Annotated in this window: 15 protein-coding genes; 3 read left to right on the top strand and 12 right to left on the bottom strand. The window is 61.1% G+C overall.

All coding sequences use genetic code 11. The features are described 5' to 3' along the window. The first annotated feature begins 30 nt into the window (after window positions 1-30). Together I6L39_RS03250 and argH are read left to right on the top strand one after the other, a co-directional pair. Window positions 31-1,266, top strand: coding sequence for an argininosuccinate synthase (locus I6L39_RS03250; RefSeq protein ID WP_216991013.1), 1,236 nt, complete (start codon window positions 31-33; stop codon window positions 1,264-1,266). Window positions 1,267-1,468: 202 nt separating this feature from the next. Beyond that, window positions 1,469-2,854, top strand: coding sequence for an argininosuccinate lyase (gene argH / locus I6L39_RS03245; RefSeq protein WP_216991012.1), 1,386 nt, complete (start codon window positions 1,469-1,471; stop codon window positions 2,852-2,854). A gap of 148 nt (window positions 2,855-3,002) precedes the next feature. On the opposite strand, the gene I6L39_RS03240 is transcribed toward argH, so the two are convergent. The 3 genes from I6L39_RS03240 to I6L39_RS03230 form a co-directional block, all read right to left on the bottom strand. Then, entirely contained in the window at window positions 3,003-3,692 is a 690-nt protein-coding gene (locus I6L39_RS03240; RefSeq protein WP_216991011.1) for a hypothetical protein, read from the bottom strand. 75 nt (window positions 3,693-3,767) lie between these two features. Continuing rightward, complete coding sequence (locus I6L39_RS03235; protein ID WP_216991010.1) at window positions 3,768-4,199, bottom strand: hypothetical protein; 432 nt, start codon at window positions 4,197-4,199, stop codon at window positions 3,768-3,770. A 245-nt stretch (window positions 4,200-4,444) separates the two neighbouring features. Beyond that, window positions 4,445-5,149: a tetratricopeptide repeat protein gene (locus I6L39_RS03230; RefSeq protein ID WP_216991009.1), complete on the bottom strand. Its 705-nt coding sequence runs from the start codon at window positions 5,147-5,149 to the stop codon at window positions 4,445-4,447. A 427-nt stretch (window positions 5,150-5,576) separates the two neighbouring features. On the opposite strand from I6L39_RS03230, the gene I6L39_RS03225 reads away from it, so the two are divergent. Then, complete coding sequence (locus tag I6L39_RS03225; RefSeq protein WP_216991008.1) at window positions 5,577-6,215, top strand: FMN-binding negative transcriptional regulator; 639 nt, start codon at window positions 5,577-5,579, stop codon at window positions 6,213-6,215. 58 nt (window positions 6,216-6,273) lie between these two features. On the opposite strand, the gene I6L39_RS03220 is transcribed toward I6L39_RS03225, so the two are convergent. The 9 genes from I6L39_RS03220 to I6L39_RS03180 form a co-directional block, all read right to left on the bottom strand. Continuing rightward, complete coding sequence (locus I6L39_RS03220; RefSeq protein WP_042078473.1) at window positions 6,274-6,486, bottom strand: hypothetical protein; 213 nt, start codon at window positions 6,484-6,486, stop codon at window positions 6,274-6,276. A 96-nt stretch (window positions 6,487-6,582) separates the two neighbouring features. Beyond that, window positions 6,583-6,924: a DUF1294 domain-containing protein gene (locus I6L39_RS03215; protein ID WP_216991007.1), complete on the bottom strand. Its 342-nt coding sequence runs from the start codon at window positions 6,922-6,924 to the stop codon at window positions 6,583-6,585. After that, entirely contained in the window at window positions 6,921-7,508 is a 588-nt protein-coding gene (locus I6L39_RS03210) for a sugar O-acetyltransferase (RefSeq protein ID WP_209794039.1), read from the bottom strand. Before I6L39_RS03210 ends, I6L39_RS03215 begins: the two co-directional genes overlap by 4 nt. A gap of 86 nt (window positions 7,509-7,594) precedes the next feature. Beyond that, on the bottom strand, window positions 7,595-8,857 hold the full coding sequence (locus I6L39_RS03205; protein WP_042078470.1) for an MgtC/SapB family protein: 1,263 nt from the start codon (window positions 8,855-8,857) through the stop codon (window positions 7,595-7,597). A 205-nt stretch (window positions 8,858-9,062) separates the two neighbouring features. After that, window positions 9,063-9,899, bottom strand: a complete 837-nt coding sequence (locus I6L39_RS03200) for a transporter substrate-binding domain-containing protein (RefSeq protein WP_216991006.1) — start codon at window positions 9,897-9,899, stop codon at window positions 9,063-9,065. Beyond that, entirely contained in the window at window positions 9,896-10,657 is a 762-nt protein-coding gene (locus I6L39_RS03195) for an amino acid ABC transporter ATP-binding protein (RefSeq protein WP_216991005.1), read from the bottom strand. Before I6L39_RS03195 ends, I6L39_RS03200 begins: the two co-directional genes overlap by 4 nt. After that, window positions 10,654-11,316: an amino acid ABC transporter permease gene (locus I6L39_RS03190; RefSeq protein WP_042078466.1), complete on the bottom strand. Its 663-nt coding sequence runs from the start codon at window positions 11,314-11,316 to the stop codon at window positions 10,654-10,656. Before I6L39_RS03190 ends, I6L39_RS03195 begins: the two co-directional genes overlap by 4 nt. Before the next feature lie 71 nt (window positions 11,317-11,387). Continuing rightward, entirely contained in the window at window positions 11,388-12,053 is a 666-nt protein-coding gene (locus tag I6L39_RS03185; protein WP_216991004.1) for an amino acid ABC transporter permease, read from the bottom strand. Continuing rightward, complete coding sequence (locus tag I6L39_RS03180) at window positions 12,050-13,261, bottom strand: threonine synthase (RefSeq protein ID WP_216991003.1); 1,212 nt, start codon at window positions 13,259-13,261, stop codon at window positions 12,050-12,052. The genes I6L39_RS03185 and I6L39_RS03180 overlap by 4 nt, the downstream gene beginning before the upstream one ends. Window positions 13,262-13,363: the final 102 nt, after the last annotated feature.

The following is a 13,363-nucleotide window of genomic DNA, read 5'->3' as shown; positions in this document are numbered from 1 at the left end:
TTTTTATCGAATCATCATGGAGAGAAGTAAATGAGCGGAATCAACAAGATCGTACTGGCTTACTCGGGCGGACTGGATACCTCGGCCATCATTCCCTGGCTGAAGGAGCACTATGACGCCGAGATCATCGCCTTCGTCGCCGACGTGGGCCAGGAGCGTGACGATCTGGACGGGATCGAGCAGAAGGCCATCGCCTCCGGCGCGGTCAAGTGCATCGTCAAGGATCTGCGGGAAGAGTTCGTCAAGGAGTACGTCTACCCGACCCTGAAGACCGGCGCCGTCTATGAGGGCACCTACCTGCTGGGGACCTCCATGGCCCGTCCGGTGATCGCCAAGGCCATGGTCGAGGCCGCCCTGGCGGAAGGGGCCGATGCCATCTCCCACGGTTGCACCGGCAAGGGCAACGATCAGGTGCGGTTCGAAGGCGCGGTGGCGGCCCTGGCACCCCAGCTGAAAGTGATCGCCCCCTGGCGGTTGTGGGACATGCGTTCCCGGGAAGATCTGCTGGCCTATCTGGAAGCCCGCAACATCCCTTGCAAGGCGACCCTGAAGAAGATCTACAGCCGTGACGCCAACGCCTGGCACATCTCCACCGAGGGGGGCGAGCTGGAGAGCACTTGGAACGAGCCGTCCGAAGCCGTGTGGCAGTGGACCGTCTCCGCCGAGCAGGCACCGAACGAGCCGGAGTACGTCAAGCTGACCGTGGCCAAGGGTGAAGTGGTCGCCGTGGATGACCAGCCCCTGACCCCGCACCAGATCCTGACCACCCTGAACGAGCGTGCCGGCAAGCACGGCGTGGGCCGGGTCGACATCACCGAGAACCGCATGGTGGGCATGAAGTCCCGCGGCTGCTACGAGACCCCGGGCGGCACCGTCATGGTTGCCGCACTGCGCGCCGTGGAAGAGCTGGTACTGGACAGACCGACCCGCGCCTGGCGGGAGAAGCTGGGTGCCGAGTTCTCCCACCTGGTGTATGACGGTCGCTGGTTTACCCCGCTGTGCAAGGCCATCGTCGCCTCCGCCAACGCCATCGCCGAGGACCTGGACGGCGAGGTGATCCTGAAGATGTACAAGGGTCAGGTCACCGCGGTGCAGAAGAAGTCGCCGAACAGCCTCTACTCCGAAGACTTCGCCACCTTCGGCGCCGACGAGGTGTACGACCAGAGCCACGCTGAAGGCTTTATCCGTCTCTACACCCTGGCCAGCCGGATCCGCGCCATGAAGGAGCAGCATCAAGCCATCGGTGGCGACCATACCCACGGTTGAGTCGTCGCTGTGACCCGTTGATTCGAGGGGGCATGGCCCCCTCTTTTACAGTCAGAGAGGCCCTTTGCCATCATCATCGGGTGTGACAAGAGCGGCTGCGCCCTGGCCGCTTCTGTGAGATAACAGGCTCGCAGGAAAACCAGGCAAGATTTCAAGCTCGACGGCGCAAGACGCCGCCGGCAACGCATTCAAGGAGAGCAGTATGGCACTTTGGGGTGGACGCTTCAGTCAGGGAGCCGATAGCCGGTTCAAGCAGTTCAACGATTCCCTGCGGTTCGATTACCGCTTGGCGGAGCAGGATATCCAGGGCTCCATGGCCTGGGCTCGCGCCCTGGTCAAGGTCGGCGTGCTGACCGCCGATGAGCAAGGAAAACTGCAGCAGGCGATGGAGGTGCTGCTCGCCTCGGTGCAGCAGGATCCCGAGCAGATCCTGAGCTCGGATGCCGAAGACATCCACTCCTGGGTCGAGGGCAAGCTGATCGATGCCGTCGGCACCCTGGGCAAGAAGCTGCACACCGGCCGCTCGCGCAACGATCAGGTCGCCACCGACCTCAAACTCTGGTGCAAGGCCCAGGGCGAGCTGCTGCTCGGCTCCATCACCGCCCTGCAACAGGGGCTGGTCGCCTCCGCCCGTGCCAACCAGGCCGCGGTGCTGCCGGGCTACACCCACCTGCAGCGGGCCCAGCCGGTCACCTACGCCCACTGGGCCCTGGCCTATGTGGAGATGCTGGAGCGGGATCACTCCCGTCTGCAGGATGCCCTCAAGCGCCTCGACACCAGCCCCCTCGGCTGCGGCGCCCTGGCGGGCACCGCCTACGCCATCGACCGCGAAGCGCTGGCGCTCGACATGGGCTTCAGCGGCGCCACCCGCAACAGCCTGGATTCGGTCTCAGACCGGGATCACGTGGTGGAGCTGATGCACGTGGCGTCGCTGTCCATGGCGCACCTGTCGCGGTTTGCCGAGGACCTCATCTTCTACAACACCGGCGAGGCGGGTTTCGTGGAGCTGTCCGACGCCGTCACCTCCGGCTCGTCGCTGATGCCCCAGAAGAAGAACCCGGACGCCCTCGAACTGATCCGTGGCAAGACCGGCCGGGTGGTGGGCGCCCAGATGGGCATGCTGATGAGCCTCAAGGCGCTGCCGCTGGCCTACAACAAGGACATGCAGGAAGACAAAGAGGGGCTGTTCGACGCCCTCGACACCTGGCACGACTGCCTCGACATGGCGGCCCTGGTGCTGATCGATCTGAAGGTCAACGGCGAGCGCACCATGGCGGCGGCCCAGGGCGGCTACGCCAACGCCACCGAGCTGGCGGACTATCTGGTGGCCAAGGGCATCCCGTTTCGCGAGGCGCACCACATCGTCGGTGAAACCGTGGTCTACGCGATCCAGGTGAAGAAGCCGCTGGAGGAGCTGACCATCGGCGAGTTCCAGCGCTTCAGCCCCGTGGTGGGGGAGGATGTCTACCCGAACCTGGAGCTGGAGGCGACCCTGGCCAAGCGGGTCGCCAAGGGGGGCGTCGCTCGCGAGCAGATAGCGGCAGCCCTGACCGCCGCCGAGGCCTGGCTGGCCAAGCGGACAGGTTAATGCCTCAGCGTGTCTCTTCGCGATAGATAGAAAGCAAAACGGCAACCAAGGGTTGCCGTTTTCTAACTTCATAGATTGCATTGCATTTCGAATACTGAATGAATACACGGCTATATGGTGTACCTGTCCAGTGTTATCGTCTTTTTTCTTACCAGAATCTATTTTGAAGAGAAGGGATTTCAAGATTCAAATTATCAGAAAAAACGAAAGTTCTCTCGTCATTCTCATCCAGTTTCATTTCGCTGGAGTATGATCTGATCCATAGTTTTCGGTCATCCGCCGAGAGAACATAGCCTTTTCTACTTTCCCCCCCTTCCAATCTGGCTGGATATGCCCACCCTTTTCTTTGCAGCCCTGTAATAGTCACAATAATATGCGCTAGCATGGGTTGATTAGGTGATACATTTTCATGGAACCATGGCCAAAAATGTACATCCCCATCGCGACTATTTTTTTCATTTCCTGAAGCTCGCCAGCCTTTGCAATCATTAACCTCGGTTAAGCTAGAGTAAGGGTGGGAGTGAAAAGTACCGACCAATTCAATACTGGGCCAGTATTTTTCAAAGAATTGTTTTTTGGCAATAATCGACTCAATGTCAGGCTTAACCCATTCGTTATGCCTTGTTGCCGATGTTTCAATCGTCGACATGGTTGAAATTATTTTTGCGGGCACGTCACCTTTTTTCGGAATAGAATATCCCCACAAGAGGCCAAAGGTTTCTAATTCAGTATAAGATTTTCCATTTTTGTGTGCCCTATGCTCAAACTCGTATGCCTCAATAGCTGATGTAAATAATTGGGGTACCACATGATCTTCAATGAAAAGATTATTTTCCACTATTAAGCTCTCGCAATAAATTAAGTTGAGGTAGTCATGTTTAGGTGAGGTGCCAAGTCTAATATAACAATGTACTTATATGTTAATTTTAGACCATTCTATTTCGTCTTCCTGTCGCCATGCTTCATTGTTCTGAATATGTATTCTTGGTTCCCACCCCTCCCGTAAACTGGGTTGCACAAAATCAGACAAGCGAACGCTGGTCCCCAATTCTTCAGTGAGGTAATCCAGTAATGCCTCAAGATATGAATCAGGAAGACCAAACTGCGCGATAAAAACAGAGTAGCCCGGGTGACCAAATGAGATACTAAAGGTGTCAAATTTCCATATGGTAGCAGGACCAGTAACACGATGCTGTTTTATCCATTTTGCAGTGAATGACTGAACAAGTTGATTCCATCCCCCATTGGCATACAGTCCTGCAATCCTGTCGAGATCGATCTCAATAGCAGGAGTGGGCGTCCCTCGTTTAATGATGACTGTCGGATTACTGATTACTTTAGTCATAAAAAGTCCTCTTGCTGGGGGGAGTTTATAATTTTAAGCAGAATCAATATATATCTTGGTTACTTGTATTTTATTTTTAGTATGAAATTGTGATTTTACCCACAAAAAACTTATACTCGGAAGTGTTTTTGACAAAGGCTGTTGAGTGAGCGAGTTGAGAGTAATCGCTGTACTCTTCTGCTGTTGGTGGGCTAGATTTTTTTGGATGTCGATTATTGTTATGATTGTGAACGAGCATATATATATTAAAGCTGCTGCCATGTCGGACTACTGTTATGAGTTGCAGCTTGATGATACCAAAAATCAGCCTTGGAGGCGCTTTGTGAAACACCAAGACCAAGGGCATAATGAATAGCAAGTCGATATTGTGCAGATCGGTGCCCTTGTTTGGCTGCTTTACTAAACCAAGTTGCTGGCTGTAAGAGAACGCTCTGACTGTATATAAAACAAGATGCTAGAATCCCCAGCCAAAATTGAACGTCGGGATCATTCAGGTCATCCAGCTCGTAATATGCAACCATACTGTCTAGATCAAATTCTAGAGGGGGTATGTCCTTTTCAGTTATTTTCCATAATTGCAATAGTGCTTCTCTTTCTCCTTGTGCTGCGGCCTTGCTTAGCCAGTAATATGCCAGCTCGTCGTCCTGAGGCACACCACTGCCAGAGAGGTACATTTTACCTAAGGATAATTGTGCTTCGCCATCCCCTTGCATGGCGGATTTTTTGTACCAAGTTACTGCCTTGGCCGTGTTTTGTGTGACACCGAGGCCAGAAAAAGATAGCAATCCTAATTCGCATTGAGTGCCAAGATACCCTGCGGTGGCAGCTTTATGGTAGTGATAATATGCCAGACGATAGCTTTGTTCTATACCCTGGCCAGATGCGAGTCTTTGACCCAGGAAATAGTGTACACGTGATCGTTTTTTGGCTGTTTTATCTGCAAGAAACATAGCAAGCTCCTATATCTGGACGACTTGACGGGGTAACGGGGATTCTTAGCCTGGCCAAGGGCGGGACCGAGAGAATATAGATATCAAAGAATGGAAGAGAGAATGAAATTGCCTGCTCTCAATAAGCAAAGGATATCAAATGGAAATCTATCAACCTAGTCCGATTTTCGTCAACGATGAAACCACATTAACATGCTGATTAATATGGTTTTTATGTTCTTAACTGTTAGGGAGCGTCATCCGCGAGCAGATCTAAGGTACCCTGGTTGCCGCCGAACCGCGGTTGGTCAAGCGCGGCTAATCATCAAACAGGATGATACCAAGAGGGATAAGGCCCTCTTTTTATGTCTGTGCCATCGCCTGCCGATCCCGATTGCGCAAGAATGGGCTTTTGCATGGAAGCCAATGCCTCGCCCAAGGAGCCCTTATGTACCAGCCATCTCACTTCGCCGTTACCGAGCCCGCTGCGCTGCATCAGCTGATCCGGGCCCACCCTCTGGGGGCCCTGGTCACCCATGGTGAGCTGGGGCTCGACGCCAACCATCTGCCGTTCGAGCTGGATGCCGGGGAGGGGGGACAAGGGGTTCTGCGGGCCCATGTGGCCCGCAACAACCCGCTCTGGCAGGAGGTCAAGGAGGGCGACGAGGTGCTGGTGATCTTCCGGGCCGCCGAGGGCTATATCTCCCCCAACTGGTATCCGGGCAAGCAGGCGCATCACCAGCAGGTGCCGACCTGGAACTATGCCGTGGTGCACGCCCATGGCCGGATCCGGGTACGGGGCGATGCCCGCTTCGTGCGCCGCCTGCTGGCAAATCTGACCCGCACCCAGGAGGCCGCCGAGCCCAGGCCCTGGAAGATGGCGGACGCGCCGCGCGACTATCTGGAGGCCATGGTGGCGGCCGTGGTGGGCATCGAAATCGAGATCGACCGCCTGGTGGGCAAGTTCAAGCTGAGCCAGAACAAGGAGGCGGCGGATCGGCAGGGGGCCATCGCTGCCCTGTTGCAGCGCGGGCAGGAGGCGCTGGGGGAGGCGATGCAGAGTCCGCCCCCGCCGGCGTCGGGCTGATCCCGGCACCGGAAACGAAAGACGGCAACATTGGTTGCCGTCTTTGTCGGGGCTGGCCTCACAGTTCCCGGAAGGGCCGACGCTTCTCCTCCTCCAGCATGATGGCCTCGAGGTTGGCGACCCGCTCCTGCAGCTCCTTGATGATCATGTCCTGCTTGCCGAGACGGTCGGTAATGCGGGCGTCCCCCATCTGGTAGCGGGCACGCTTGCCGAGATAGCCGAAGAATACGCTGATAAAGACGATCAGGACTATGCCTGTCCACATGGTCATGAGTGACTCCTTGCCTATGCCTGAACGGGAGAGACCATCTCCCGGTCTTCCGTTGTCTCATACCCGCCCATGGGCGGCAATGCCCGCCTTGGTGGTTCAGAACCCCTGCCAGAGCGGCCAGACGAGCCAGATCCCGAGCAGCAATAATTGCCCCCAGACGATGGCCCAGAACCGCAGGCGATAACTCCCCTTCTGGGTCTTGTGGCGCAGCCACTGGCGGGCCACCAGGGCACCGGGCCAGCCCCCGCACAGCTCCAGCAGATGGAGGCGGGCCTCGGGCACGCGCCAGCCGCCGCGCACCGCCTGGCGCTTGTCCCAGGCGTAGGCGACCAGGGTCAGCAGGCTCATCAGCAGGATCAGGGCCAGCGGCCACCAGTTCGCGTTCCGCACCCCGAGCCAGCCGGCCCAGCCCAGGGGCAGCAGGGCCAGCACCATCATGACAGCAGCGCCGGATCCCGGGGCTCGCCCGGGCTTAAGGTGCGGATCACGCGAGCCGGATTGCCGACGGCGACCGAATCGGCAGGGATGTCCCTGGTCACCACGGCGCCGGCCCCTATGATGGTGCGCGGCCCTATGGTGACGCCGGGGCAGATGATGGCGCCGCCGCCAATCCAGCAGTCATCGCCGATGCGTACCGGCTTGTTGTAGGCGGTCCAGTTGCGCCGCTCCTGGAAATCCATGCTGTGGGTGGCGGTGTAGATCTGCACGTTGGGGGCCAGCAGCACGTGGCTGCCGATGTGCACCTCGCCCACGTCGAGTATGGTGACGTTGAAGTTGAAGAAGGTCTTCTCGCCGATGTGGATGTTGCGACCGAATTCGCAGGTGAAGGGGGTGCTGATCCAGCAGGAGTCGGGGCAGTGGCCGAACAGCTCGCCGCAGATCTGCTGGCGCAGGGGTTGATCCCCTGCCGGGGAGGCGTTGAGCCGTGCCAGCAGCGCCTGACCGCGGATCCTGTCGTTCGCTATCTCCTCGGTCTGGGTGAGGGGGCCGCCCGCCAGAATCCCGTCCCAATCGCTCGCCATGGTCATCTCCTCGTGCTGCAAGAGGGGGCAGTATACGTGACAAGGGGGAGGGGAGTCAGTCTGTCACCCCGGGGAGGTGATCCCCGTCATCCTGCCGGCCAGACCAGGGGCAGGATCAGCAGGACGGAGAGCAGGTAGGGCAGCATGACCCTGAGCCCCAGGCGGCGGCCGCCGATCACCAGCGCCAGCAGTCCCTTCACCAGGGAGTTGACCAGGCCGGCGAGCAGTATGCCCCGGGCGGCCACCTCCAGGGCCAGCTCCTTGTGGGAGAGCTGGGAGAGGGAGAGGGTGATGGCGTCCACATCCGTGATGCCGGAGACCAGCGCCAGCAGATAGACCCCGGAGTCACCCACCTTGCTCTGCAGCAGGGTGGCCATGAAGCCGATGAGGGCCAGCAGCAGGCCGAACTTGATGGCGGTGGCAAGATCCAGCGGGTTGCTGGTCCTGGGCTGCACCGGGTTGTCGGTCATCTCCTCCCGCTGGCGCCAGAACCAGAAGGCGAAGCCGTAGACGATGGCCGCCAGCAGCAGCAGGGGGGCGGCCAGGCGCATCGCCAGCTCGCCGTGAATGAGCAGCACCAGCACCAGCAGCCGCAGCCACATGGTGGCCCCCGCCAGCAGGATGCCGGTGGCCAGCAGTCGCTCCAGACCTCCCTGCTCCCTGTTGAGGCGGGCAAATTGCAGGGTGAGGGCGGTGGAGGAGGCGAGCCCCGCCAGCATGCTGGTGAGCACCAGACCGGCACGGGTGCCGAGCAGGCGCACCGCGAAGTGACCACAGAACGAGATCCCCGCGATGATCACCACCATCAGCCAGATCTTGAAGGGGTTGAAGGCGTCGAGGGGGCCCATCTCCGCATCGGGCAGCACGGGCAGCAGCACCAGGGAGATGAGCAGGAAACGCAGGGTCGCGTGGAATTCCGTCTCGCTCAAAAACAGCATGCCCTGCTGGATCTTGCCCTTGAGCCCCATCAGCAGCGCCGCCAGCACGGCGCAGGCCACCGCCTCGCTCGGGCTCTGCAGCACCGACATCAGCCCCAGCAAATAGGTGAGCACCATGGCCACCGAGCTGGTGAGACCGAACTCCCCTTGCCAGCGCAGGGCCAGCCAGACCGAGAGGCCGCAGCCTGCCACCACCGTCAGCAGGCCGAGCAGGGCCAGCCAGGGCCCCAGGGTCGGCAGCAGCAGGGCGCAGACCCCGCCGAGCAGGCCGATGAGGCCATAGGTCCGCATCCCGGCGATGCGCTGGTTGTCACCCAGCTGGCGTACCTGCCAGCCCCGCTCCAGTCCGATGATGAGCCCGATGGCCAGGGACACCAGGGCGCCGTAGACGGGCTCCGCCTCTATCCACATGCTGCTCTCCTCTCGTTGCCGTGTCTGTGAGGATGGCACAGACAGCCCCCGGGCAGGGGGAGCTGGCTCACAGAGCCGGCGACCCGTCTGGCAAACAAAAAAAGGCGCCACCCGGAGGGGACGCCTGAAAGGTCAAACCTTGCGGTTTGCGGACCAACGGAACCAAAGATCACACACTTCACACTCAGCACTTCCCTCGGCAGGCTCAGCCCTGCCACTTGCCTCCTTCCACTATCACGTCGTTGGGATCGGTATCGGCGCTCAGTTTGTCGCGCACATACTGGTCGTAGAGTTTCAGCAGGTACTTCTCTTCCCCCAGCTTGGCGAGGCGGTCGTTGACCCAGTCACGCAGCTCGATATTGCCCTTCTTCACCGCCGGCGCGATGGGGTCTTCCGAGCCCAGCTTCTCGGGCAGCACCCGATAGCCCGGGTTCTCCTTGGCCCAGCTGAAGAGCACCAGGTTGTCCTGGGCGTAGGCGTCGCCACGGCCCTGGGCCAGCGCCTGCAGGGATTCGGAATTCTTCTCGAACTTGAGCACTTGCCAGTCCGGGTGGTTGCGGGTCAGCCAGATGTCCGCCGTGGTGCCGGTGGTCACGATCAGGGTCTTGCTGGCCAGATCGTCGAGCTTCTTGGCCGGGCTCCCTTGTGGCACCAGCACCTGTACCGCCACTCGCAGGTTCGGGTTGGTGAAGTCCACCACCTGGCGCCGCTCCGGGGTCACCGTCATGTTGGCGAGGATCAGATCCACCTTGTCGCTCTGCAGGAAGGGAATGCGGCTGGCGGGCTCCACCGCCACGAACTCGACCTTGTTCTCGTCCCCCAGCAGGTCCTTGGCGAAGCGGCGACCGAGATCGGTGTCGAAACCCACGTAGTTGCCCTTCTCGTCCACATAGCCGAAGGGGGGCTTGTCGGTGAAGACGCCGACGATGAGCTTGTCGCGTTCCTTGATCTTGGCAAGGGAACCGTCCGCCGCCTGGGCGCTGCCGCTGGCGAGGCCGAGGCCGATCAGGGCGCTAAACAGAACCGAGGTGATTTTTTTCATGCTGACTCCTTTCGTTTGATGACAGTTGTATAAGAAAACTTGGCGAGGAACTGGCGTGCGCGCTGGCTGCGCGGGTTCTCGAAAAATTGATGGGGGGCTGCCTGCTCCAGGATGTGGCCGCCGTCCATGAAGACGATGCGATCCGCCACCGCCCGGGCGAACGCCAGCTCGTGGGTGACGATGAGCAGGGTCATGCCGCTGCCGGCGAGATCCCGGATGACCTCCAGCACCTCCTGCACCATCTCGGGGTCCAGCGCAGCGGTCACCTCGTCAAACAGCATCACCTGGGGGTTCATGCACAGGGCCCGCACTATGGCGATCCGCTGCTGCTGGCCGCCGGAGAGCTGGCGCGGATAGTCATGGCGCCGCTCCCACAGGCCAACCCGGGTCAGCAGCTGTTCCGCCTGCAGCAGGGCCTCGGCCCGCTCCCGCTTCTGCACCTGCACAGGGCCGAGCAGCACGTTCTCCAGCACCGTCAGGTTGGGGAAGAGGTGATAGCTCTGGAACACCATGCCGATCCGCTGGCGCAGCCGCTGCCAGTCGGTGCTGGCATCCAGCGGCTTCCCATCGAAGCGAATCTCGCCCCCCTGAATGGGTTCGAGCCCGTTGAGGGTGCGCAGCAAGGTGCTCTTGCCGCAGCCGCTCGGCCCCAGGATGACGATCACTTCCCCGGCGTTCACCGTGAGGCTGACCCCGTCCAGTACCCGGTTTTGGCCGAATTGTTTGCTGACAGCATTGAGCTCAAGCAGAGGTGTCATACCGCATTACCCCATTGTTGCTCCAGCCGGCGCGAGACGAGCGAGAGCGGATAGCAGACCAGAAAAAAGAACAGGAACAGCAGACCGTAGATGAGCAGCGAGCCATAGGTGCGCTCGATGATCTGCTGGCCCACCTTGATCACCTCCACCACCCCGATCAGCACCGCCAGCGAGCTGGTCTTGATGATGCGGGTATGGATGTTGATGGTGGGCGGCGTCAGCCGTTGTAGCGCCTGGGGCAGCAACACGTGGCGATAGAGCTGCCAGCGGGAGAGCCCGAGGGCCAGACCGGCCTCCTGCTGACCGCGGGCGAGCGACTTGAGGCCGCCGCGCACCACTTCGCCCACCTCGCTGGCGCCCCACAGGGCCAGCACCAGCACGGCGCACCAGAAGGCCGGGATATCCAGGCCGAAGAAGATCGGCAGCCCGAAGAAGAAGAGGTAGAGCCAGACCAGCACGGGCACTACCCGAAACAGCTCCAGATAGACTCGCAACACTCCCCGAGTCAGCCTTCCCCCCTGCTGGGCCAGCACGCCGTAACCGACCCCGCCCAGGGTGGCGAACAGGATGGCGAGCAGCGAGATGGCGAGGGTCTGGCCCGCGCCCACCGCCAGCAGCGGCAGCGCCTGGGTCAGCTGCTCAGTGACCGGACTGACCATATCGATCCCTCCTTTTCTCTGCATCGGTGTCGGATGGTGGCAGCAGGACGATCGATGCCTGCATCAGCGATTCAGTGACCGAACTGACCATGTTGCAGCCTCCTTTCAACGACGCGCAGGGCAAGGGACAGCGGCAGGAAGATCAGCACGCACATCAAGGTCAGCACCGCCAGCATCTCGTAGGTCTTGTAGTAGAGGGCGATGTAGTTCCTGGTGGTGTAGAGCAGCTCGGGCACCGCCACCGCCGAGGCCACCGTGGTCTCTTTCAAGAGAAAGATGAAATTGGCAAACAGCGCCGGCAGGCTGGCGAGCCAGGCCTGGGGCAGCTGCACGTGGCGCAGCAATTGCCAGCGGGAGAGGCCGATGGCCTGACCTGCCTCCAGCTGGCTGGGGGGCACCGCCTGCACCCCGGCCCGCAGCGCCTCGGTCAGGTAGCCACCGCCGAGGAAGGTCATGGCGATCACCGCCGTGGCAAATCCGGAGAGCGAGATGCCGAGCGCCGGCAGCCCGAAGTAGAGGAAGAACAGCTGGATCAAGAGCGGCGTGTTGCGGGCCAGCTCCACATAGGCGCGGATCACCCGGTTCAGCCAGGGCCGGCGCAGGCCGAGCAGCGCCACATTGAGCAGGGCCACGGCGAGGGAGGTGAGGATCACGATGGCGCCGAGCTGCAGGGTGACCCAGACCGATTGGCCGAAGGCCGGCAGGGTAGTGAGGACAAAGGACCAGTCGAAGCTCATGCCGGGATCCTCCCGTCGCGGCGCAGCCGTTGGGGCAGCACTGTGATGGCGTCCGGGTACTTGATGCCGGCGCCTGTGTTGAGCACCACCACCCGCTCGCCCCCCTGGATCCAGCCGCTCTCCCGCAACTGGCGGGCGGCGGCGAAGGCGGCCGCCCCTTCCGGGCAGACGAAGCTGCCTTCGCGCGCGGCGAGCTGGCGGATCTCGCGCTGGATGGCGCTATCGTCCACCGCGACGGCGCACCCCTCGGTGCGATAGAGGGCGTCCAGCACCAGAAAGTCCCCCAGCGCCTTGGGCACGTTGATGCCAAAGGCCAGGGTCTGGGAGTCGGGCCAGAAGCGAGATTCGCGCTCCCCCTGCTGCCAGGCCTGGACGATGGGGGCGCAGCCGCTCGCCTGCACCGCCACCAGTCGCGGCAGCGGCCCCTTGACCCAGCCCAGCTCCTGCAACTCCCGCAGCGCCTTGTAGATGCCGATGAGCCCGACCCCGCCGCCGGTGGGGTAGAGGATGACGTCTGGCAGGGTCCAGCCGAGCTGCTCGGCGATCTCCAGCCCCATGGTCTTCTTGCCCTCGATGCGATAGGGCTCCTTGAGGGTGGAGGCATCGAACAGTCCCTGCTCGGCCACCGCCTCGGCCACCTGGCGGCCGGCGTCGCTGATGAGGCCGTCCACCAGATAGAGGCGGGAGCCGGCCAGCGAGGTCTCCAGCCTGGTGATGGCGGGGGCTGCCTGGGGCATGACTATGGTGCTGCGCAGCCCGGCGCGGGCGCCGTACAGCGCCCATGCCGCCCCGGCGTTGCCGTTGGTGGGCATGGCGAAGTGGGTGACGCCGAGTTCCCGGGCGCGGGAGACGCCGACCGCGGCGCCCCGGGCCTTGAAGGAGCCGGTGGGGATGATGCTCTCATCCTTCATCCAGAGATCCGGAATGCCGATCTGCTTGCCGAGGCGCGGCAGCGGCAACAGGGGGGTGAAGCCTTCCCCCAGGGTGACCACCTGGGCGGGGTCGCGCACCGGCAGCAGCTCGTGGTAGCGCCACAGGCTGGCGGGACGACCCAGCAGGGCGGCCGGGTGCCAGGCCTGCTTCAGGGCCTCGAGGTCGTAGCTGGCCAGCAAGGGGGCACCGACCGGGCTCAGCTGTTGGGGCTGATCGGCATCCACCATCTCGCCGGTCTTGCTGCAACGCAGATGTGATAGGTAGCTGTACGGCATGCTTTATCCTGAATGGCTCACGTTGGCTGGTGTCTTATTCCATCCTGTGACCCAGGGGGCGGATAACAAACAAAATAAAGCGGCAAACTAAAGCGAAAAAGT

Origin of the sequence: Aeromonas sp. FDAARGOS 1409 (assembly GCF_019048705.1) — a bacterium.
GTDB classification, from domain to species: Bacteria; Pseudomonadota; Gammaproteobacteria; order Enterobacterales; family Aeromonadaceae; genus Aeromonas; species Aeromonas sanarellii.
Note: the sequence above shows the minus strand (reverse complement) of the source record. Positions and strands in the feature narration are given on the sequence as shown.